This is a genomic window from Methylomonas lenta (genome assembly GCF_001644015.1).
Lineage (GTDB): Bacteria > Pseudomonadota > Gammaproteobacteria > Methylococcales > Methylomonadaceae > Methylomonas > Methylomonas lenta.
In genome coordinates, this window is sequence record NZ_LUUI01000022.1 from 25,339 (window position 1) to 46,709 (window position 21,371).

Annotated in this window: 16 protein-coding genes; 12 read left to right on the plus strand and 4 right to left on the minus strand. The window is 45.5% G+C overall.

Features of this window, described 5'->3' with window-relative positions:
• Positions 1 to 36: 36 nt before the first annotated feature.
• On the minus strand, positions 37 to 5,562 hold the full coding sequence (locus A1359_RS01415; RefSeq protein ID WP_066976933.1) for a beta strand repeat-containing protein: 5,526 nt from the start codon (positions 5,560 to 5,562) through the stop codon (positions 37 to 39).
• Between the two features lie 434 nt (positions 5,563 to 5,996).
• On the opposite strand from A1359_RS01415, the gene A1359_RS01420 reads away from it, so the two are divergent.
• The 3 genes from A1359_RS01420 (at position 5,997) to A1359_RS01430 (ending at position 9,829) form a co-directional block, all read left to right on the plus strand.
• The gene (locus A1359_RS01420; RefSeq protein WP_066976937.1) at positions 5,997 to 6,851 is read left to right on the plus strand and encodes a flagellin N-terminal helical domain-containing protein; all 855 of its coding nucleotides are present in this window, start codon (positions 5,997 to 5,999) and stop codon (positions 6,849 to 6,851) included.
• A 209-nt stretch (positions 6,852 to 7,060) separates the two neighbouring features.
• On the plus strand, positions 7,061 to 9,565 hold the full coding sequence (locus A1359_RS01425) for a motility associated factor glycosyltransferase family protein (protein ID WP_066977057.1): 2,505 nt from the start codon (positions 7,061 to 7,063) through the stop codon (positions 9,563 to 9,565).
• Between the two features lie 63 nt (positions 9,566 to 9,628).
• A complete protein-coding gene (locus A1359_RS01430) occupies positions 9,629 to 9,829 on the plus strand; it encodes a hypothetical protein (RefSeq protein WP_066976941.1) in 201 nt (66 codons plus the stop codon).
• A gap of 9 nt (positions 9,830 to 9,838) precedes the next feature.
• Here the strand turns inward: A1359_RS01430 and A1359_RS01435 are convergent, their stop codons facing one another.
• On the minus strand, positions 9,839 to 10,639 hold the full coding sequence (locus tag A1359_RS01435) for a cytochrome C assembly family protein (RefSeq protein ID WP_066976944.1): 801 nt from the start codon (positions 10,637 to 10,639) through the stop codon (positions 9,839 to 9,841).
• A gap of 129 nt (positions 10,640 to 10,768) precedes the next feature.
• Here A1359_RS01435 and ffh point away from each other — a divergent pair, with 129 nt between their 5' ends.
• The 9 genes from ffh (at position 10,769) to A1359_RS01480 (ending at position 16,852) form a co-directional block, all read left to right on the plus strand.
• Positions 10,769 to 12,124 carry a signal recognition particle protein gene (gene ffh, locus A1359_RS01440; protein ID WP_066976945.1) on the plus strand — a complete coding sequence of 452 codons (1,356 nt, stop codon included), beginning with the start codon at positions 10,769 to 10,771 and terminating at the stop codon, positions 12,122 to 12,124.
• Positions 12,125 to 12,207: 83 nt separating this feature from the next.
• Positions 12,208 to 12,459, plus strand: coding sequence for a 30S ribosomal protein S16 (rpsP, locus tag A1359_RS01445; protein WP_066976947.1), 252 nt, complete (start codon positions 12,208 to 12,210; stop codon positions 12,457 to 12,459).
• Positions 12,460 to 12,464: 5 nt separating this feature from the next.
• Positions 12,465 to 12,974: a ribosome maturation factor RimM gene (gene rimM, locus A1359_RS01450; protein WP_066976952.1), complete on the plus strand. Its 510-nt coding sequence runs from the start codon at positions 12,465 to 12,467 to the stop codon at positions 12,972 to 12,974.
• Between the two features lie 6 nt (positions 12,975 to 12,980).
• Positions 12,981 to 13,742, plus strand: a complete 762-nt coding sequence (gene trmD / locus A1359_RS01455; RefSeq protein WP_066976955.1) for a tRNA (guanosine(37)-N1)-methyltransferase TrmD — start codon at positions 12,981 to 12,983, stop codon at positions 13,740 to 13,742.
• Positions 13,735 to 14,082 (plus strand): 50S ribosomal protein L19, encoded by a 348-nt coding sequence (gene rplS, locus A1359_RS01460; protein WP_066976957.1) that lies wholly within the window; start codon positions 13,735 to 13,737, stop codon positions 14,080 to 14,082. The genes trmD and rplS overlap by 8 nt, the downstream gene beginning before the upstream one ends.
• A 95-nt stretch (positions 14,083 to 14,177) precedes the next feature.
• Entirely contained in the window at positions 14,178 to 14,687 is a 510-nt protein-coding gene (locus tag A1359_RS01465) for a methylated-DNA--[protein]-cysteine S-methyltransferase (protein ID WP_066976960.1), read from the plus strand.
• Positions 14,684 to 15,571: a site-specific tyrosine recombinase XerD gene (gene xerD / locus A1359_RS01470; protein ID WP_066976963.1), complete on the plus strand. Its 888-nt coding sequence runs from the start codon at positions 14,684 to 14,686 to the stop codon at positions 15,569 to 15,571. Before A1359_RS01465 ends, xerD begins: the two co-directional genes overlap by 4 nt.
• 2 nt (positions 15,572 to 15,573) lie before the next feature.
• Positions 15,574 to 16,347 carry an acyl-ACP--UDP-N-acetylglucosamine O-acyltransferase gene (lpxA, locus tag A1359_RS01475; protein WP_066976965.1) on the plus strand — a complete coding sequence of 258 codons (774 nt, stop codon included), beginning with the start codon at positions 15,574 to 15,576 and terminating at the stop codon, positions 16,345 to 16,347.
• Between the two features lie 97 nt (positions 16,348 to 16,444).
• Positions 16,445 to 16,852 (plus strand): response regulator transcription factor, encoded by a 408-nt coding sequence (locus A1359_RS01480; protein WP_066976968.1) that lies wholly within the window; start codon positions 16,445 to 16,447, stop codon positions 16,850 to 16,852.
• Here A1359_RS01480 and A1359_RS01485 read toward each other — a convergent pair.
• Positions 16,849 to 19,002 carry a TonB-dependent receptor plug domain-containing protein gene (locus A1359_RS01485; RefSeq protein WP_066976971.1) on the minus strand — a complete coding sequence of 718 codons (2,154 nt, stop codon included), beginning with the start codon at positions 19,000 to 19,002 and terminating at the stop codon, positions 16,849 to 16,851. The genes A1359_RS01480 and A1359_RS01485 overlap by 4 nt on opposite strands.
• An 8-nt stretch (positions 19,003 to 19,010) precedes the next feature.
• Positions 19,011 to 21,371 carry an EAL domain-containing protein gene (locus A1359_RS01490; protein ID WP_066976974.1) on the minus strand — a complete coding sequence of 787 codons (2,361 nt, stop codon included), beginning with the start codon at positions 21,369 to 21,371 and terminating at the stop codon, positions 19,011 to 19,013.

The following is a 21,371-nucleotide window of genomic DNA, read 5'->3' on the forward strand; positions in this document are numbered from 1 at the left end:
CTAAATTGTTAGGGACGCCTAGTTTTAGTAACTATATCAATTATTGAGCAGTGCAAGTTGGTCTGTTGTCAGCCCTGCTGTTTGGTCAGTCGTTAGCGTGTTAACTTGACCAGGCAACAATGCGTCGAGTTGATCCGTGGTTAATGCTCCGATTTGACCGTTGGTCAATACGCTTACTTGGTCTGTGGTCAGAGAGCGGATTTGGTTTGTGGTCAGAATATCAATGTTAGTTGTTCCCAATCCACTGACCAGCTGATCGGTAGTCAATGCGCTGATTTGGCGTGTGGTCAATGCTGCTATGTCGCCAGTTTCCATGTTGGCTATTTGTGTTGTAGACAGAGCGGTCAGTTGAGCCGTTGTTAGCGCTACGATTTGATCGCTGGTAAATGCTCTGATTTGATCGGTGGTCAGCATGTTTTGCAGCTGATCGGTAGTCAATGCATTGACTTGTGTGCTGGTCAACACCACGAGGTCGTCGGTAGCCATAGCCGCGATTTGGGTAAAGGCGGCAATTTGTGTTGTGTTGAGTGAACGCACTTGGTCTGTTTTTAATGCAACCAATTGGTCGGTGCTGAGTGCGCCGATTTGAGCAGTGGTGAATGCATTCAGCTGTGTAGTATTCAAGGCTTGGATTTGATCGGTGCTCAGACCCAAATTGACTTGTTCGGTGGTCAAAGCATTGATCTGAGTATCGGTTAATACAGCGAGATCGTCGGTCGCGAAAGCTGCGATTTTTAGATAATTCAACGTGGCGATTTGCGACGTTGTCATTGCTTTTACCTGAGCGGTTGTCAGTTCGACGATTTCATCTGTCGTAAAGGCATTCAATTGGTCGCTTGATAGTGCGACTAATTGCAAAGTCGTTAGCGATGCAGTTTGATCCGACGTCAGCGCAGCAACCTGATCTGTGGACATGGTTTGCAGTGCCGTTGTTTGGATAGCCTGAACCTGATCGGTTTTTAGCTGGGTAACCTGATCCGTTGAAAATGCTTTGAATTGATCGGTGGTCAGTGCTTCAATTTGCGCGGTTGTTAAAGATGTCAATTGAGCGGAAGACAAGGTAGATACATTGTCTGTGCTTAGCGCTTGGATTTGTAATGTGGTAAGTGCTGCCAGATTCTCGGTACTCAACACACTTAACTGGTTAGCAGATAGAACCGAAATGTTCTCGGTCGACAATGCACGCATTTGAGCGGTTGATAGCGCTGGAATGTCATCAAATGCAAGGACTTTAATTTGATCGGATGATAATCCTGCAATCTGTTGAGTGGTTAAAGCTGCTAGTTGGTCGGTGTTTAAGGCGTCGATCTGATCCGACGTCAGCACAGCGATATCGGCGGTGTTTAGTGCTGCTATTTGATCTGTAGTTAGTGCTGAAATTCTGCTAGGTGCCAGTGCTTGCAGTTGATCGCTGGCAAATGCCTTCAATTGAGTGGCAGACAGTGCTTTCACTTGTTCAGCAGAGAATTCTGCCACGTTTGTGCCTAATGCGGTAATCTGCTGAGTAGTTAGCGCAGCCACATCTTCGGTTTGCATGGCATTGATCTGGTTGGCGTTCAATGCTGCAATCTGATCGGTAGACAAAGATTCGATTTGGCTAGTGGTCAATGCTTGAATGTCATCAAATGCAAAGCCTTGGATTTGATCGCTACCCAGTGCGGCAAGCTGTTGCGTGGTGAGCGATGCTGTTTGGTCGGAGGTTAAAGCTGCAATTTGATCGCTGGACATGACGCCTAAGTCACTCGCCTCGAGCGCTCTGAGCTGATCCGTTGTCAATGTCGTGATCTTATCGGCAGCCAGTGCTTTGGTTTGATCCGAGGTCAATGCTTTTATTTGATCGGAACCAAATGCTTTGATTTGTGCTGAGGTTAGCACTGCAATGCTGTCGGTGCTAAGTGCGCCAATCTGTGCTGTTGTCATGGCAACCAACTGATCTGTTGTCAGTGCATTGGTTTGTCGGGTTGTCATTGCGCCTATATCGGCGGCTTCGATTGCCTTGATCTGATCTGTGCCGAGAGTTCCGACATTATCTGCAGATATTGCTTTGATTTGATCACTGGTTAACGCTCTTATTTGCAAAGAACTCAAGGTCGTGGCTTGATCAGATGACAAGACGGCGATGTTATCGGTACTCAGGGCTGCAATCTGATTGGTCGATAATGCAGCAAGATCATCGGTTTGTAATGCCTCAACTTGGCTTGAAGAAAGGGCGGTTATCTGTTCCTCTTTCAGTGCTTTGGCTTGTGCAACAGTTAACGCTGCAATATCCTCAGAACTAAATGTTCTAATTTGGTCTGTGCTGAGAGCGGTTAATTGTTGCGTGGTCAATGCTGCTGTTTGATCTGAAGTCAATGCTTCGATTTGCTCGTTGGACATCACAACAATGTCTGCCGTTTGGATTGCTGCAATCTGTGCTGCGGTCAATACGCTAATGTTGTCAGCTGAGAAAGCCTGCATTTGATCGCTGGAGAGTGTTTTGATTTGAGCTGTGGTCAACGCGTGAGCTTGTTGGGTAGATAATGTTGATACTTGGTCAGTGTTCAAAGCTGCCAATTGCGATGTAGTCAGTGCTGCAACGTTATCTGAGCTCAATGCCCTGGTCTGACTGGTGGACATCAAAGCGAGGTCGCTAGTTTCGATCGCTCTAACCTGGTTGCTGGTCAATGCACCTACGTTTTCAGCGGATAGAGAAAGGATTTGATCGCTCGATAAGGCTTTGACTTGAGCTGTGGTTAAGGCTTTGGCCTGATCAGAGGATAAAGCAGCGATGTTGTCTGTGGTAATTGCAGCGATTTGAGCGGTGGATAAAGCTGCCAGGTCGCCGGTTTCCATCGCGCTGAGTTGGGTCGATGTCAGTGCCTCGACTTGAGCTGTAGTCAATGCCCTTGCTTGTAACGCGCTTAGTGCGGCAATATCTATAGAGTCAAAGGCCTTAAGTTTAGCCGGGTCAAGTGCGACCAGTTGTTGGGTTGTCAGTGCTGCAGTTTGCTCTGAGGTAAATGCGGCCAGTTGATCGGTCGACATAGCTGCAAAATCGTCAGCCTCAAGGGCTTTAATCTGACTGGTTGCTAAAGAAGAGATGTTATCCACTGATAAGCTCTGCACTTGATCTGTCGTCAGGGCCTTGATTTGCGCGGTGGTCAGCGCTGCTGTCTGATCAGAGGACAATGTGGCGATATTATCTGTACTCAGCGCAACGATTTGAGCATTGGTAAGACTTGCTAAATCTGCGGTTTCCAAGGCTGCGACCTGGGTACTGGAAAGAGAGGCTATCTGTTCAGTGGTTAGGGCTCTAGCCTGCGCTTGGCTTAAGGCTGCAATATCCCCCGAGTCAAATGTACGAATTTGATCGGTAGTCAGAGCTACTAACTGGCGTGTGGATAGCACCTTGACTTGGTCAGAACTCAATGCGTCTATTTGCGAAGTCGACATCGCAACCAGGTCTTCTGTTTCAAGTACCTTAACTTGATCTGTGGTTAGTGCGGCTACATTATCTGCATTCAATGCTTTGATTTGATCGGTTGTCAAAGCTTTAATTTGAGCTGTGGTTAGCGCTTGGGCTTGGTCAGAGGCTAAGGCTGCAATGTTGTCTGTGCTGAGGGCTTGGATCTGTGTGGTAGATAATGCGGCTAAGTCGTCGGTTTGTAGGGCCGCCAATTGGTCTACAGTTAACGCACTGATTTGGTCGGTAGTCAGCGATTTTGTTTGGGCTGTCGTCAGCGCCTTAATATCCTCGGAGTCGAAGGTGCGAATTTGATCGGTACTCAGAGCAGTTAATTGTTTGGTTGTCAGGGCGCTAGTTTGGTCTGACGTTAAAGCATCGATTTGGTCTGTAGACATAGCAGCCAGATCGGCAGCATCGAATGCTTTTACCTGGGTGGCAGACAGCAAGCTAATGTTGCTGGCAGATAGTGCTTTGACCTGATCACCGCTCAGTGCTTTGATTTGGGCAGTCGTTAAAGCTTTGAGTTGGTCAGGCGATAAAGCTGCAATATTGTCCGTGCTGAGAGCAGTGATTTGCTGGTCTTTCATAGCGGACAAATCATCAGTTTGCAGAGCCGCCATCTGATCAACTGTTAGCGCAGCAACCTGGTCTATCAACAGTGCGCGGGTTTGAGCTGAAGTCAACGCGGCAATATCGCCGGAATCGAATGCCTGAATTTGGTCGGTGCGAAGCGAGGCTATTTGTTTTGTCGTTAGTGCCGCTGTCTGATCGGAAGTGAGTGCATCGATCTGATCCGTGCTCAGGGCTGCCAACTCGCTGTTTTCGACGACCTTGATTTGCGCGGTGGTCAACGCCGATATTTGATCAGGCGTGAAGGAGTTAATTTGGCCGGCAGTCAATGCTTTGACTTGAGCAGTCGTTAATGATTCGATTTGAGTCGCGGACAGGGCACCAATTTGGTCAGTGCTTAGTGAGGCGATTTGAGTATTCGTCAATGAACGAAGTTGGCCAGTGGATAATGCGGCAATGCTTTCAACACCCAGTGCGCTCAGTTGGGTGGATGAGAGTGTTTTCAAGTCCTTGCTTTCGATGGCCGCTATTTGCGTGGTTGACATGGCGCCAAGCTGATCAAAGCTTAGCTTTTGAACTTGCGCGGTAGTCATTGCTGTGACTTGGTCGCTGGATAATGCTTGAATTTGACTGGCACTGAGCAGGGTAACTTGCTTTGTTGTCAGTGCGGCAATTTGGTCGGTTGAGAAATTAGCAATGCTTTCGTCACTCAGGGATGAAATTTGGGCCGTACTGATGGCGGCAACATCGCGGGTTTCCAGTGCCGCGAGTTGGTCGCTGGACATGGCGTTGATTTGGTCAGCCGTCAAATATTTGGCTTGTGTCGCGGTGATGGCAACAATGTCATCTGTGCTAAGCGCCGTAATTTGATCTGCATTTAGGGCTGTAAATTGTTTAGTGGAAAGTGCCGCTATGTGGTCTGAGGTGAGTGCGCCGATCTGGTCGGTACTCAATGCAGCCAAGTCTTCGGCCTCTATGGCCTTGACTTGGGCGACAGTTAACGTTGAAATATTGTCTGTAGTGAGCGCCTGTATTTGATTGCTGTCCAGCGCTCTGATTTGAGTGGTGGTTAACTTTGAAACTTGGTCAGATGTCAGAGCTGCGATGCTTTTTGTATTTAGCGCTTGAATTTGACTTGATGATAGCTTGGAGAATTCCAAGCCGCTTATCTGCCTAAGCTGATCAGTCGATAGTGCGGCTAGATCCTCTACTTCCAGTGCCTTAATTTGGGTGCTTGAAAGTGCCTCAAAATTTTCAGTAGTCAGTGACTGGATTTGATCGACTGACATTGCTTTTATCTGGGTGGCTGTCAAAGCTTTTGTTTGATCGGAAGTCATTGCAGCAATGTTGTAGGTATTTATAGCCTCAATTTGGCTTGCATTTAAAACTACCAGATCTGCGACCTCAATCGCCTGAAATTGCTCGGTTGAGAGTGCTTGCAGTTGTTCTGCGCTGATAGCCTTGAAGTCAGCCACTGTCAAATTTTTTATTTGTTCAGTGGTGTATGACGCAAGTTGCGTTGTTGTTAATCCTGTGATTGTGGCCATAACTCAATCCCCATACCTTGAAATGATTATTTTTTGACTCAGAAAGCATTTGCTACGTTTTAGCATGTTTCGTGCCATTATTTTGGCTTTGTGCGTTAGTTTTTTGAGCCTCTATTGAATTCGTTTATTTGTAAACGCGCGGTAACAATTTACATAAAAGAATAACTATGGTGTGTTTAGCGGCACTCTTGTTGATTGCTTTAGGTGATTTTTTACCATGGCTAATATCAGTGCTTGAGTGCGGCAAATATTTGCCGGACTGAGTGAGAATTTGATCTAAAAACAAGGTGTGATCGTAGTCAAAAAATCGGCATTACTGGTGTTATTGTTTTAATCTATTGAATTTTATCGAAAAAATAAATGGCCTGAAAAGTGCTTTAATGGAATAGTCGGCGATACGGCCTATTCAATTTCAATTTTTCAGGAGAGTTATCATGGCATCATCAATGGTCATCAATACCAATATGGCTTCGTTAAATAGTCAGCGTATGCTAAGCAAATCTAATGATGCGTTACAAACCTCGATGGAAAGGTTGTCCTCAGGTATGCGGGTTAACAGTGCTAAGGACGATGCTGCGGGTTTAGCTATCGCTGACCGAATGACTTCGCAAATTCGCGGCATGACCGTGGCAATGCGAAACGCCAATGACGGGATTTCTATGGCGCAGACTGCCGAAGCTGGAATGGGTAATATTACCGAAACCTTGCAACGGATGCGTGATCTTGCCGTGCAAGCAGCTAACTTTGGCGCAGTTGGTTCTGGAGACAGAGAAAAGCTGCAGACCGAATTTAAGCAGCTTGGAACTGAGGTGTTGCGGATTGTCGAAAACACTGAGTTTAATGGCAAGAAGATTCTCAATGGATCATTGTCAAATGCAGTGTTTCAAGTCGGTGCTAATACAAGTACAAACAATCAGATTAGTATTACTGTGTCCAACTTGGAGCTGATGTCAGGACTGAATCAGCTTTTCGGGACGGCAGCATCAATTGGTAGTAATGCATCGTTTACTATGGTGATGTCGGCGATAATGCATATTGACACTGCTATTTCGAAGATCGATACCTTTCGTGCTACGTTGGGTGCGGTTCAGAATCGTTTTTCAGTGACTATTTCTAATTTGCAGTCGTCCATCGAAAATCAAAGCGCTGCTCGTTCACGGATTATGGATGCGGATTTTGCTACCGAAACTGCCCAGTTGAGCCGAGCACAGATTCTGCAGCAAGCCGGTACAGCAATGCTGGCACAAGCTAATCAGTCTACCCAAAACGTGTTGCGTTTATTGCAATAGGATTTTTATATCTAAGGGTAAGATGATGGTTGTTTCGTAATAAATTCAAAGTATATTGCTTTAACCAAGTTTACCGAAAATATGATTTTTCTGAGAATTAATTTGGCTTAATACAGTGGGTGTTGAGTAAGTATCTCCATAATTGGTCTAATATCATTTAAATGGATCTGTGGTGGGTCCTGTTAACACATAATTCAAATTACAATGAAATGAACCAAGGCATAAAACTTGAAAGTGAGCATAATCTCGGTCCACTGACTGTTAACGAGGCGGGTGAGAAATTTTTATTTAATCTGAATCGTCATAGTTTTGATAGGGTGCGGGCTGTAGCATTGTTTGATGCACGATTCGGCGAGAAGTTGTTCAACGAAAATACCTTGCACATTATTATCGGCACAGACTCGGGATTATTGCTGCGTTATGTGCAAAGCAAATCACTGCCGAATGGGGCGAGGTATATTTTTATCGAACCCGAATCAGTTCTACAAGTTCTGCAAGAGTATGAATTACTTGGTGACCAGAACGAGCGTATTGCTTGCATCCGCCCGCAAGATTGGGCAAAAGCAATCCGGGATTTTAAGATAGCTGATTACTTATATATCAATGCGGTGTCTTCGTTCAATGCTATTTGTGCTCAAGATGATTTCATTAATGAATATGCTGAGCTTAGTTGGGACATTGTCGAGACCTTGTCGCAACTGCATTGGGAAAATAATACTGCAATTGGTCAGGAAGCATTTATCGATCGACAGATAAAAAATGTTGCTGATAACAGATTGCCGGCGAAATTGCTTCAAAACGCTTTTCGCGGGCAAACCGTCGTTTTATTGGCGGGTGGGCCATCGCTCAATGATGCTTTGCCATGGGTTAAGCTGCATAGGCGTAAGTTCGTGGTGTTTGCAGTCTCCAGAATTTCCCGGCATCTACTAGCTGAAGGTATCGAGCCCGATTTTATATTTTCAGTGGATCCGCAAGACATTAGCTTCGATATCGGTAAGGAGATGTTTAATTTTGGTCCTCGGACGGTATTTATCTATTCCTATCACGCTGTATCGACATTAGTGAGCCAGTGGGCTGGTTTGATGTTTTATTTAGGAAGTCGCTTGCCGTGGGACTCGGAGTCGAATGTGGCAAACTTGAGTGGTGCAGGACCAACTGTAACTAATACAGCTTTGAATGTGGCATATGATTTGGGGTTTAATCGTGTGATTTTGGCAGGTGTGGATCTGTGTTACACAAGGGATGGATTTACCCATGCAAAAGGCAGTAATGAGCAATTGGCTGGACCGAAGCTGAATCTAACGTCTCTGCAAGTGGAGACCAATGGTGGGTTTTTAGCGCCTACCGGTAACGATTATTTTCAGGCTATCAAGAGTCTGGGTGTACAGGCAAAGAAGCTAAATGCAGCTGGGGCAAAAGTGATTAATGGTTCGCCAGGGGCGGCAAGAATTGATGGTGTTGTCTATATTCCTTTGGACGATATCCAGCTCGAAGAGACTTATGTGGATGCCGCTACGGTAGTTGCCACAAAAGTTAATGGTTTAACTGACGTCGATCATTACTTGAAAGTTGTGCTAACCGAATTGAGACGCGCCGAATTTCAGATTCAAGCCATTGGGCGTCTTGCTCAACAGGCACGACGCATCAACGATGCTATGTACGGCATATCCGGTGTTCTGGAGAATTACAAAGATAAGAAGCAACTTGATCGCATCGAGAAGAAGTTTAAACGCGAACACCGAGGCTTTGCCAAGTTGGTGAAAAGGTTTGGTATTCGACAGTTTATGAAAGCTGTAAAGCCTTTTAGTGACCAAGACTGGACTGCGGAAGAGGCAAAGAAATTAGGTGATATCTACTATGAATCTTATCAAGAGGGAGCAAAGAAACTTTTACAATTAATAGAAGACGCGATTCAACGTGTTATTGCTCGTCAGCAAGAAAATGCTGCAGTGCCTGATTTTGATATGCTTTTCGAGCAGTGGAATAATGATAAAAGTTTTGGGCGGGCCAGGTTATGGCGCGCTAAGCATCAGTTTGTAGCTATTCCTCAAAAAAATATAGCGATCTTAGACGAATTTGAAGCCAAGTTTTTAGATGTTCTGGGTCAAAGAGATACTCGACATATCGCAATAATAAAAAAACGCAGCAATTTGGCTATTGTAAGGCAGCGAGCGAGCCTGCTGTTTAAGCATAAAAAAACAGAGGGGCTTCGCGATTTATTGGCTAGCTTGGATAAGCATGCTCAACAGGATGCTGCGATACCCTATCGGTATTTGATTGATGGATATTTAGCTGAACTTGAAAATAATCCAGATCAATCCCTGGATGCCTATCACCAGATTATCAAAGGTGGAGATGTTTTGCTGGAAGAGGCTTTAATTAGAATTGCTTTCATCGGCATCGAGAATGATGATGCTGGAAATGTTGGTTTAGCCTTGCAGTGTCTGTCACAGTTGAATCCAGTATATTTGCCTTTTTATGCAGAGGTACAGCGGCTAAAAGGTGATTTGTTTGATGCTGTCGATACTTATAGTGACTATATCAATCAATTTCCATCGGATACTTTAGTGCAATTGAAATTGGCAATGCTTTATATGGAATGCAAAGTCCATGATAGTGCAGAGATGATGCTGGATTTTATCTTGCAGCAAAAGCCAGATCACGAAGTGGCAATTGCTATGAAAAGACAATTATCGTTGCGTGTGGACAATTAATATTTTAAGTTTGCTCCAAAAATGACGATACCAGATTTGATTCAAATCAGTTTGGAGGTGTTTATGGTGGGTTTTATTTCCGGTGGCAATGCGCCCGGGTTAATGACGGCGCTGATGAAAGAGGCGACGGCGAAGCAGAATTTGGAAGTTTCTGTGGTCAAGAAAGCTCAGGATGTGCAAAAAATGCAGGGAGAGGCTGCTTTAAAGTTAATAGAGACGGCTGGTAATGTTTCGCAGCCTGGCAAGATAGATGTTTATGCTTAAGCTAAAAATTCAGATTTTTTTCAAGACTAATTCTAAGACTAGTTTGCTGCCAAAGTAAGCCAGTAGCAGCAAAATAAATCCTATCAATGTCCATTGGATGGCTGTTTTTCCTCGCCATCCATAGCGCAGTCTTCCTATTAGCAATCCTGAAAAAATAATCCAGGCGATGATTGACAGCACTGTTTTGTGTACCAGATGCTGGGCAAATAAGTCTTCAATAAAGATAAAGCCGCTGAGTAGGGAAGCGGTCAAGAAGAACAGGCCGGCAGCTATCATTTGGAATAGTAGGGTTTCCATCGCTTGCAGTGGCGGTAAGGCCAATATCAGGCGCTTGGGGTGGTGACTTCTTAGTTGTTGATCTTGTAAGGCCAGCATTAAGGCTTGCAGGGCGGCAATATTAAGCAGGCTGAAGGCGACAATGGATGACAGAACATGCACGCTCATTTCCCAATTGTTAGGAGTCAAACGATGATTTTGTTCGGGAAAGATCATGTCCAGGCTGAGCAATATGGCAGCTAGCGGGAAAATGGCTACACCCAGTTTTTCGACCGGCTTGTCTAAGGCGGCAGTCAGTAATAGTAAGACTATAAACAGGGCGACCAGTCCTGCGGCATTAAAAAAACCGAAGTTAAAGCCATTGTATTGCTGAATATTAATAATGATGTAAGCGGCATGTAATATTGCGCCCAGCCAGGCTAATCGAATGGATGCGCGGTGTTTTTCGCATTGACTCATCAGTTCTTTGATAATCAAAGCCGAGGCAATACCATAACTTAAAACAGAAAATATGCCGACTAGAGTGCTATTCATGGTTTGATTGGTTCGGAATAATCAAAAGGCGTTACGAAAAGCTTATGTTAAACTATGCGGCCGGATTGTTCTAACTTGATTCATGTTAGTCCCTGTCAGCCTCATTCATAGTAAAACAAAGACGCAGATATGTTTGACAATTTAACCGACCGCCTCAGCGGCACCCTAAAAAAAATCAAAGGCCAAGGTCGTCTGACCGAGGCAAATATCCAAGATACGATGCGCGAAGTGCGTATGGCGTTGCTGGAAGCTGATGTTGCGTTGCCTGTGGTGACCGATTTTATTCAGCAGGTGACCGAACGCGCACTTGGGCAGGAGGTACAAACCAGCTTATCACCAGGTCAGGCGCTGATTAAGGTAGTGCAGGCCGAATTGGTCAAGGTGATGGGGGTTGCTAATGAAGAATTGAATTTACGCACTCAGCCACCCGCTATTATTCTGATGGCTGGTTTGCAGGGTGCTGGTAAAACCACTACGGTGGCAAAATTAGGCCGCTACTTAAAAGAAAAGAAAAAGAAAAAAGTTGGTGTGGTTAGTGCTGACGTCTATCGTCCAGCTGCCATCAAGCAATTGCAAACATTAGCTGATGATGTCGGTTTAAGGTTTTTTGAAAGCGATGCCTCTGAGAATCCGATTGATATTGTCAGTCGCGCTCTAGATGCTGCCAAGCGTCAATTTATCGACGTACTGATTGTCGATACCGCTGGTCGTTTGCATGTCGATGACGAAATGATGACCGAAATCAAGGCTCTACATGCGGCAATTAAGCCAATTGAAACCTTGTTTGTGGTTGATAGTATGACGGGTCAGGATGCGGCCAATACCGCAAAAGCCTTTCATGACGCATTGCCGCTGACTGGTGTGATTCTGACTAAAGCCGATGGCGATGCGCGCGGTGGTGCGGCGTTATCCATTCGTCACATTACCGGCAAGCCGATCAAGTTTATTGGTATGGGTGAAAAAACCGATGCCCTGGAACCGTTTTATCCTGATCGATTGGCGTCGCGTATTCTTGGAATGGGCGATGTGTTGTCGTTGATCGAGGATATCGAAGATAAAGTCGATAAGAAAAAAGCCGAACAACTGGCGAAAAAAATCCAGAAAGGTAAAAGCTTTGATCTTAACGATCTTAGAGAGCAGTTGCTGCAAATGCAGAATATGGGTGGCATTGGCGCCATGATGGATAAACTGCCGGGCATGGGCTCGGTGCCAAAAGAAGTTAAGGCTAAAGTGAACGACAAAGATTTGGCTCGGCAGATTGCGGTAATAAATTCCATGACGCCGCAGGAAAGAAAGTTTCCGGATTTAATCAAAGGCAGTCGTAAGCAGCGCATAGCGACTGGTTGCGGCCAGGAATTACAGGAAGTAAACCGGATTTTGAAGCAACACAAGATGATGGAAAAAATGATGAAGAAATTCAGCAAAGGCAATATTACTAACATGGTGCGTGGCTTGAAGAGCAATATGCGCGGCATGAGAATGTGAGTTTTGTAATTTTTCTTCCCATATGCGAAAAAACGCGTAAAATGGCTCAATTAAATTCCGATTCAATGTTTTAAGGTATTCAAATGGTAAGCATTCGTTTGTCCAGAGGCGGCGCCAAAAATCGCCCCTTTTATCACGTAGTTGTTACAGATAGCAGAAATAGCCGTGACGGTCGTTATATTGAACGTCTGGGTTTCTTCAATCCCTTGGCGCGTGGTAACGAGCAAAGATTGGTGTTGGATGCTGATCGTATACAATATTGGCAATCTAACGGCGCTCAAGCGTCTGATCGCGTTGCTCGATTGATTAAAGACGCCAGCAAAGCGGCTGCATAAAATACTTGCCAAGCGGTGATTATTTAAACGCTGGAAATATATCCGGCGTTTTTGGTGTTAAGGGTTTGGTAAAAATATTTTCTTTTACTGATCCCCGCGAAAATATACTGCGGTATTCGCCGTGGTTTTTGCAGAAAAACAACCAGATTAAAGAGATCAAGGTCGTTGGCGGTCAGCGTCAAGGTAATAACGTTGTCGCTGAGCTTGAGGGAATAACCGATCGAGATGCTGCGCTAGCGCTGATGGGATCGGAAATTCTGATTCTTAAGCAGTTGTTGCCCAAGCCAAAACCAGGTGAATATTACTGGGCTGATTTAGTGGGCCTGACGGTCGAAACAGAAACCGGCGTCAAGCTTGGTATTGTGGATCATCTGCTGGAAACAGGCGCTAATGACGTGTTGGTCGTTAAAGAAGGCGAAACTGAGCGCTTGATTCCCTTTCTGCAACCGCAAACCGTGTTGAAGATTGATTTAGCGGCAGGTTTGATGATTGTCGATTGGGATCCGGATTTCTGAATCAGGATGCGATTTGATGTTGTCAGCCTTTTTCCGGAAATGGTGCTGGATGCTGCAAGTTATGGTGTTACCGGTAAGGCGATAGAAAAACAGATTGTGGGTTTGTCGGTATGGAATCCTCGTGATTACACGCATGACAAACACAAAACCGTTGACGATAGATGTTACGGTGGCGGTCCTGGCATGGTTATGAAATATCAGCCTTTGCTGGATGCAGTCGATGCCGCCAAACGGCAACAACATTCAGGTCGTCGTCGGGTGATCTGTTTAAGCCCGCAGGGTAAAAAGATTTCTCAGCAGATGTTGCTGGAAGCCAGCGAAACAGATCAATTGATTTTGATCGCCGGTCGCTATGAGGGCATAGACGAGCGCTTTATCGATCACGCATGTGATGACGAGTGGTCTTTGGGTGATTATGTTATTAGCGGTGGCGAGCTGGCAGCATTGATCATTATTGACGCAGTGACTCGCTTGATACCTGGCGTATTGGGTGATGAAGATTCAGCCAAGCAAGATTCCCATTACGATGGCTTGCTGGATTGTCCGCACTATACGCGGCCTGAGCAAAGTGATTTAGGCCATGTGCCTGGCGTGCTTTTGGGTGGTAATCATGCTGAAATCAAGCGCTGGCGGATGAAGCAATCTCTAGGTCGAACTTGGTTAAGACGACCGGATTTGCTGGAAAAAATACAATTAACCGCAGAGCAAGTCGCTTTGCTGAGTGAATTTAAAACTGAAGTTGATAAATTAGGGTGTGGTAATGAGTAAAATTATTGAAGAATTGGAAGCAGCACAGCTGAAACAAGACGTACCGGTATTTGGACCTGGCGATACCGTAGTTGTGCAAGTGCGCGTTGTTGAAGGCACAAAAGAGCGTTTGCAGGCTTTTGAAGGCGTGGTCATTGCGAAGCGTAACCGCGGTTTGAATTCTGCATTTACCGTCAGAAAGATTTCTCACGGTGTTGGTGTCGAGCGTGTTTTCCAAACTCACAGCCCTTCAATCGGCAACATTGAAGTTAAACGTCGTGGTGATGTACGTCGCGCTAAACTGTATTACTTGCGTGAACTGACAGGTAGAGCAGCTCGTATCAAAGAAAAACTCTCTTGATATAAATCTAGTCTATTCGTGTAATTTGCGAATAAGTCAGGTAAAAAAGGCGGCTTTGGGCTGCCTTTTTTATGCCCGCTATTCGGGAGTCTTATATGTCCTTAAAACTTTGTTGGCAAGCCAAGGTTAGTGGAGTAACAGCCAGGCTAATAGTGCCATTTTTGGATGCTGAATTGGTCTTGACGCTGGTTGACGACGTTATTATTGATACTGATTGGCAATTATCTAAGACTGTTCAGGCACAAAACCATTCGGAATTTGCTAAACAAATCTACCATTTTTTGTTGAACCCAATTGATCATCATCTTGAGGTGCAACTATTGCTACAGGGAACGGAATATAGTCAAAAAGTCTGGAATGCTTTAGTCGACATTCCATTTGGACAGGTTATGAGTTATTCGCAGTTAGCCACCCAGCTGGATTCCGGTCCACGTGCAGTAGCGCAAGCCTGCCGTAACAATCCTTACCCGGGACTGATTCCTTGTCATCGTGTAGTTTCCACGTCGGGTATCGGGGGCTTCATGGGGCAAACCAAAGGTCCCTGTGTCGAGTTAAAACGACAATTGCTCAATTACGAACTGCGCACGGCATTGATTAAGCCATGAGCGGCTCGGCAAAAATTATCGAGACTTTTTTAAATGCGCTGTGGCTGGAGTTTGGTCTTAGCGAGAACACTTTAGCGGCATACGGCAGCGATTTGAATCAATTTGACAAATGGCTAAAGAATTTGACCCTAGAGGATGTTGCCGAGGCGGATATTTCGCTTTTTTTACTGCATAGGCAAAAACAAGGTCAGAGTAGTCGTAGTGCGGCTCGAATGTTGTCCAGTTTACGTCGATTTTATAGTTATTTACTGCGGGAAAATAGGTTATCAGTCGATCCTACTTCCCTAATCGATGCACCGCATATCGGTCGCTCGTTACCCGGATCGTTATCGGAATCTGAGGTAGAGCAATTATTACAGGCGCCGGAAACGGTACATGCTTTGGGTTTTAGAGATCGCACTATGCTGGAGTTGGTCTATGCGGCCGGCTTGCGTGTATCCGAGTTGGTGGGAATAACCTTTCAGCAAATCAATTTAAGGCAAGGTTGTGTCAGAATTATCGGCAAAGGCGATAAAGAACGCCTAGTACCCATTGGCGAAGAAGCCACGAGCTGGCTGGAACGCTACCTTTCCGGGGCCCGGCAGGATATTTTAGGCAGCCGGCAAAGTGACTATCTATTTGTTACTGCGCGCGGTAGTTGTATGACAAGGCAGGCTTTTTGGCATATTATCAAACGCTATGCCAAGCTGGCCGGCATTGATAAAGATTTGTCGCCGCATACGCTCAGGCATGCTTTTGCTACCCATTTACTTAATCATGGTGCTGACTTGCGGGTAGTGCAGTTGTTATTGGGACACTCCGATTTGTCGACCACACAGATTTATACTCATATTGCTCAGCATAGGCTGAAAGAAATACATTCAAAATTCCATCCAAGAGGCTAGTTATGTCAGATCTTATTCATCCAACTGCATATATTGCACCCGGAGCAATGCTAGGCGAAAACGTCAGCGTTGGCCCGTTTGCCGTGATTGAAGCCGGGGCAGTCATTGGTAACGATAGTCAAATTGGTGCTCATGCGGTAGTGCATGGACGGGTGAAAATGGGCCAGGCTAATATCCTGCATCCGCATGCGGTATTGGGTGGTTTGCCGCAAGATCTAGGCTTTGATTCGCAAACCGAATCCTGGCTGGAAATTGGCGACAATAATGCGTTTCGGGAAGGCTTTACCGCACATCGAGCTACCAAGCCTGGTGGTTCAACCAGAATAGCATCAGGCTGTTATTTTATGAATAATAGTCATGTTGCGCATGATTGCAGCGTCGGTGATAAAACCATTTTTGCTAATAATGTGGCGATAGGTGGTCATGTTGAGGTTGGTAGCAATGTTTTCATGGGCGGAGCAGTGGTGGTGCATCAATTTTGCCGCATCGGTTCGTATGCCATCGTACAAGGCACAACCGGCATCAATATGGATGTGATGCCATTTATGTTGATCGGTGGTCGTCCAGCCAAACATTATCGACTTAACATCGTCGGTTTAAGACGAGCCGGTATTGTCGGGGCGGATTACAAAGTATTATCCAGTGCGTTTCGGCTACTGAAAAATAAAAAAAGCTTGGATGAATTGCAATTAACCAAAGAGCTGCAATACTTAAAAGACTGGTTGGCGGCAGAATCAAAACGGGGTTTGCACGGTTTTGTTGAGGTCTCCGGTTAGTTAAAAGGTTTCCAGGCTGGTTTTTATATAAACAAGACCTCTGGATTTTTTGATTTTTTTGCTAAACCTTAGCGCGATTGGGTAAGTCTTAAGCTAGATGAAAATCCTTGTAATTGATACCGGCGGACAGATTGCTGCTGCTTTAGGCACCATTGAGGCAAAATTGGTCTGTTTTTCGGATGAAATCCAGGCTTTAAATGCGGCGGAACAACAGCCGGAGCTCATTGTGCTTAACTATGCGATACGGGATGAACAAACACCGGATTATATTCGTTTGCTACTTGCCGCCTCGTTAAGAAGTAATTTGCTGGTTGTTGGGGATAAAGTGCATGAAGATGATGTGTTTCGTTGCCTATTATCCGGCGCTAAAGGCTTTCAGGATCTACAGCGATTAGCGCAGTACAGCGAAAAGCTGGTTCGTGTTGTTATGCAAGGTGAAGCTTGGGTGACTAGGAAGATGGTCACCCGGTTGCTGGATGCAATCCAGCAACTAAAGCCGGTTTAAAAATGCACAGAAGCTTCGAAGTAGAAACTTTGTCCAGGTATCGGTAAATTATTCGGATAACTGCTTACTGCCGGTTCTGTGCCAGCTGAATCAAACAGATTATGTGCCGACGCGGTTAAATCCAGGTAGCCCATCAAACGCTTGGCATTTAAGGTTAAGTCTACGGTTTCGTAATCCTGCAATACACGGGTATCGCCCGGGCTGCTGATACGATGGCCTATCCAGTTGATTTGAGTCTGAATCTGCCATTTAGGCATAAAACTCCAGGCTAATGCGCTATATACATGATGTTCGGGCACAAGGCTGACGCGGGTTGATGTGTTCTGATTACGAGCATATTGCCAGGCATAGTTGCCGCGCAAATTCCAATCTTGATGAAACTTCCAATCCCATTCAAATTCGCTGCCATAGCCATCCTGGCCACTGGTATTGGTTTCGGTTAGCGTGTCGTTTTGACTAACAAATTCGCCACCTATCAAATCATCGATTTTGTAATAAAACAGATTCAGTGTGGTTCTAAGGCTTTTAACGGGTCGGTAATCGAAAGCAAGCTCGGTTGTTTGTATGGTCTCAGGCTTCAGTGAAGGGTTGCCTATGAATAATGGGCTGTTTTGTTGATATTGTTCCAAAAAGCTGGGTGCTCTGTAGGCTTGTCCGTAGAGAATTTTGCTGGTTAACTCAGGATTGATGTCCCAGATTAGCGCTGCACGTGGGTTCCAAGTGCCGCCAAAGTCCGAATAATGATCGTAACGTAAGCCTGTGGTTAGCTGCCAGTCTTGGGCGAAGTCCCATTCATCCTGTAGCGCCATGGACCAAATATCGCGATGATGGTTAGCAATAAAAGTCTCTGGCGTGCCTGTCAAGTCTTGCAAACCGCCAGCCTGATTGATATTAGGCGGTGGGAGTATGTCGCTGCCATTGATAACACCCGCGCCGAAATTTCTTGCTTCCTGGGTGTTTAGTTCTTCATAGCGAAAACCCGTGACCGTGCGCAGTAAGTGATTAGAAAAACCTTTGTAAATGCTGGTAAATTCAAAGCTAGGCACGATATTTTTGATGCCTGTATTTAACCGCATGCCCTCAGGAAACAACATCAAACCTGTGGGACTTTGAATATTGACATTCCCATCCGCACCAATAGGTAATATCGCCCCGGGTGGGAAGTTGTAGATATCGGCTGTAATATCGGTGTACAAAAAGCTGGCATGGGCCTGAAGTTCCCAATTATCAAGCAGGTCTTCAGTAGAATAACGCGCGTCAGCCAGATAGTTGCTGCCATTAAGAGTTGCATTGTCGTCCAGCGCGCCGGTGGTGCCTGCCCGATAGCCCATATCGGTCTCATTGAAAGCCCAGAAACCTAAATCCCAATGCTTACGCTGTAAATTTAGATGACCATTCCAGCGCTGGTTTTGTGCTTGTATGGGGCCGGGGGCGAGCGAGGCCTGGGTTCCTAATGCAGTATCAAACTGAGTTTGAGCGTCAGCACTGATGGTGCGATCAGGATCTATCCCGTTGTGGCTATACTGCAAACTGGTTGCTACATCCCAGCCTTGCCATTGCCCGCCATATTGCCCCCAGGCGCTTTCTGTGTCGGCATTACCACCACGAGCGCCTAGGGTTGTGCCATCCAGATCAGTCGCTTTTTTGGTGACGATGTTAATAACGCCAGCAAAGGCATCGGCGCCATATAAAGCAGAACCAGGGCCTCTGATGACTTCAACACGTTGAATGTCTTCGACGGGAATGATCATGCCCGCCATGTGCGTACCTTGATAAGGCACCGAAAAGCGAGTGCCATTCATCAGCAATAACACTTCTGAATTAGTATCGTTACGTATGCCTCGCATAGTGTAGCTGTAATCGTTGGTTACTGGTTGAATGGTGACGTGAATGCCGGGGACGGTTTCCAGTATCTCGTGAAGATCGGTGGCACCCATGGTGGTAATTTGCTCGGCCGTAATGACACTGGTGACGGCCGCCGAGTGTGCCAGCGATTTCGCGGTGCCTGATGCAATAGTGACTGAAATATCCGCCAGCTCGGCCGGGGATAGCTCCATTAAATCGTCCATCTCATGCTGAGCATGCGCAATCTGGCTTATGCAACTGAGCAACAGGTAATGCATTAACTTAAAATTCAGACGGTGATGCATGATGTATCTCAAAGTTCTCGCAAGGGTACTGGCTTGGCAATGCCGTAGCCCTGGGCGTAATTGACGCCCAGTGTTTTCAATAATTCGAAGATGTTTCGGTTTTCAACAAATTCAGCAATGGTTTTTTTGTTCATGACATGACCGACTTCATTAATGGCTTTAACCATAGTCCAATCGATTTTATCTTCCAGAATATCTTTCACGAACAAGCCGTCGATTTTTAAAAAGTCCACCGGTAAGTTTTTTAAATAGGCAAATGAAGACAGGCCGCTGCCAAAATCGTCCAAAGAGAACATGCAGCCCTTTTTACGTAAAGAGTCTATGAATTGTTTGGCATACGACAAATTACTGATAGCAGCCGTTTCTGTGATTTCAAAACAGATTTTATAAGTCGGAATCTGCCATTTGCGGAATTCTTCACCGATAAAATCCAGCATGGTTTCATCCGATAAAGATAGACCGGACAAATTAACGGAGCAAAGTTCCAAACGCTCGATAAAGCCTGGTGTGGTGCTCAAATATTCAAATAAGTGACTGATTACCCAGCGATCCAAGGCAGGTGCAATATTGTACCGTTCAGCAGCAGGCAAAAAAGCGCCGGGCGGAATGATGTTGCCCTGATCGTCGCGATAGCGTATGAGGGTTTCAAAATGCAGACCTTCTTCATGATGGCTGATAGGTACGATCAGCTGGCCGTACAATTGAAAACGATTTTCCTCTATACCGATGCGGATTTTTTCCACCCATTGCATTTCACCCTGGCGTTCGGCTAAGGCTTCGTCGCTGGAGCTGAAAACATGAATTCGATTGCGGCCCTTTTCCTTGGCGGCATAACAGGCGGCGTCAGCCTCCTTCAAAATATTCACGGCATTGCCGCTAGCGCGATTTATCGGTGCTATGCCAATACTGACGCTGACGCTGAAACTACGATTATCCCAGGCAAACTGAAAGTCACAAATTGCATTGCGCAGTTTGTCGCAGGTATTGGTAGCTTGTTCGACGCTGCAATGCGACATTAAAATGCCAAATTCATCACCTCCCAGGCGGGCCAGTAAATCTGTTTTACGCACCTGTTGTTTCAATAATTCCCCTAGCTGACGCAACAATTCGTCGCCTGCTAAATGGCCGCAGGTATCATTTACCACTTTAAATTGATCCAGATCCAGATAACACATGACATGAGTGCTATTATCCGTTTGTGCTTGATCAACCAAGTTTTGAATGTAGGCGTCAAACTGACTGCGGTTGGTGAGTCCTGTTAATTCATCATGACTGGCTTGATAAGCGATTTTATCGGTCAAGCGGCGGGTTTCGGTAATATCTTCGCAAACCAATAATAGCTGTTGTTTGTTTTTGGCCGTCTCCACCACTCTGGCGGTTTCCCTCACCCAGATGATATTGCCGTTTTGGCAAATCAGTCGCTTTTCCTGTTTATGTACGCGATGTGGATAATCCCTGCACAACTTAAAAAACACTCGGCTATCGACTAAATCTTCAGGATGGGTGAAATTTAAAATAGAAACCCCAAGCAACTGATCCACCCCAAGGCCGATCTGTTTGGCGCCGAACTGATTAACTGACTGGATTACACCCAATAAGCTCAAATCAAACACCATGGTTGGGTTGTTATCGTAAAGGGCTTGATAATTATTCTTCAAGGCCAGTAGGGTCGTGTTTTTGTTTTCAACCGTTTCCAGCATGCTGTTAAATGAATCCACCAGAATGCCAATTTCATCATGACTGTATTTTTTGGCTCGTAGGGAATAATCGTGATTCAGACTGATTTTTTCTGCAGTTTTCGCTAGCAGGGCTATAGGTTTGGCTACTCGACGGTATAACGGTACGGTCAATAGAAAAGACACTAGCAAGGCAATGAATAGCACAAATAAAACCAGGCCGATAAATTGTAATTGCCTCATTAGAGCAATGCTCAAATCAGCCACAATGAGTACGCTGCCAACCTGATCCTGCTCCATTAACATGGGTTGGTAGGCATACAGTGTCAGTTTGTCTGCGTGGGAATTAAGATTGTTTGAATCATGGGGACAGCTCAGATTTTTATCATCTAGCTCTGCAAACAGTTGTCCCCGTTTGCCATAAACACAGCCCATCTTAAAATCCGGTAGCTTGGTTAGCGAATTCAGGTTTTCTTTTGCCAAATTGGGGTCGTCGAACATCACCGCTGCAATACTGCGGGTGGCAATTAAATTGGCCGCTGATGAGTAGTCATCCTGGGCTTTGCGTTTAACCTCGGCAACGTTAACGGCCAATAGAATCAAGAAGGCAACCAGCAGGGCAAAAAAAGCTGAAACTAGCGTAATGTAAAATAATTTTGATTTGATGGATGTGCGCTTAAATAAATTGCTCAT

Coding starts and splice junctions, on each gene's coding strand:
- A1359_RS01415 (WP_066976933.1), bottom strand. CDS start 5,562: ATGGCCACAATCACAGGATTAACAACAACGCAACTTGCGTCATACACC.
- A1359_RS01465 (WP_066976960.1), top strand. CDS start 14,178: ATGTCCTTAAAACTTTGTTGGCAAGCCAAGGTTAGTGGAGTAACAGCC.
- trmD (WP_066976955.1), top strand. CDS start 12,981: ATGCGATTTGATGTTGTCAGCCTTTTTCCGGAAATGGTGCTGGATGCT.
- A1359_RS01480 (WP_066976968.1), top strand. CDS start 16,445: ATGAAAATCCTTGTAATTGATACCGGCGGACAGATTGCTGCTGCTTTA.
- rplS (WP_066976957.1), top strand. CDS start 13,735: ATGAGTAAAATTATTGAAGAATTGGAAGCAGCACAGCTGAAACAAGAC.
- A1359_RS01420 (WP_066976937.1), top strand. CDS start 5,997: ATGGCATCATCAATGGTCATCAATACCAATATGGCTTCGTTAAATAGT.
- A1359_RS01490 (WP_066976974.1), bottom strand. CDS start 21,371: ATGAGCAATTTATTTAAGCGCACATCCATCAAATCAAAATTATTTTAC.
- A1359_RS01435 (WP_066976944.1), bottom strand. CDS start 10,639: ATGAATAGCACTCTAGTCGGCATATTTTCTGTTTTAAGTTATGGTATT.
- rpsP (WP_066976947.1), top strand. CDS start 12,208: ATGGTAAGCATTCGTTTGTCCAGAGGCGGCGCCAAAAATCGCCCCTTT.
- lpxA (WP_066976965.1), top strand. CDS start 15,574: ATGTCAGATCTTATTCATCCAACTGCATATATTGCACCCGGAGCAATG.
- A1359_RS01425 (WP_066977057.1), top strand. CDS start 7,061: ATGAACCAAGGCATAAAACTTGAAAGTGAGCATAATCTCGGTCCACTG.
- A1359_RS01430 (WP_066976941.1), top strand. CDS start 9,629: ATGGTGGGTTTTATTTCCGGTGGCAATGCGCCCGGGTTAATGACGGCG.
- A1359_RS01485 (WP_066976971.1), bottom strand. CDS start 19,002: ATGCATCACCGTCTGAATTTTAAGTTAATGCATTACCTGTTGCTCAGT.
- ffh (WP_066976945.1), top strand. CDS start 10,769: ATGTTTGACAATTTAACCGACCGCCTCAGCGGCACCCTAAAAAAAATC.
- xerD (WP_066976963.1), top strand. CDS start 14,684: ATGAGCGGCTCGGCAAAAATTATCGAGACTTTTTTAAATGCGCTGTGG.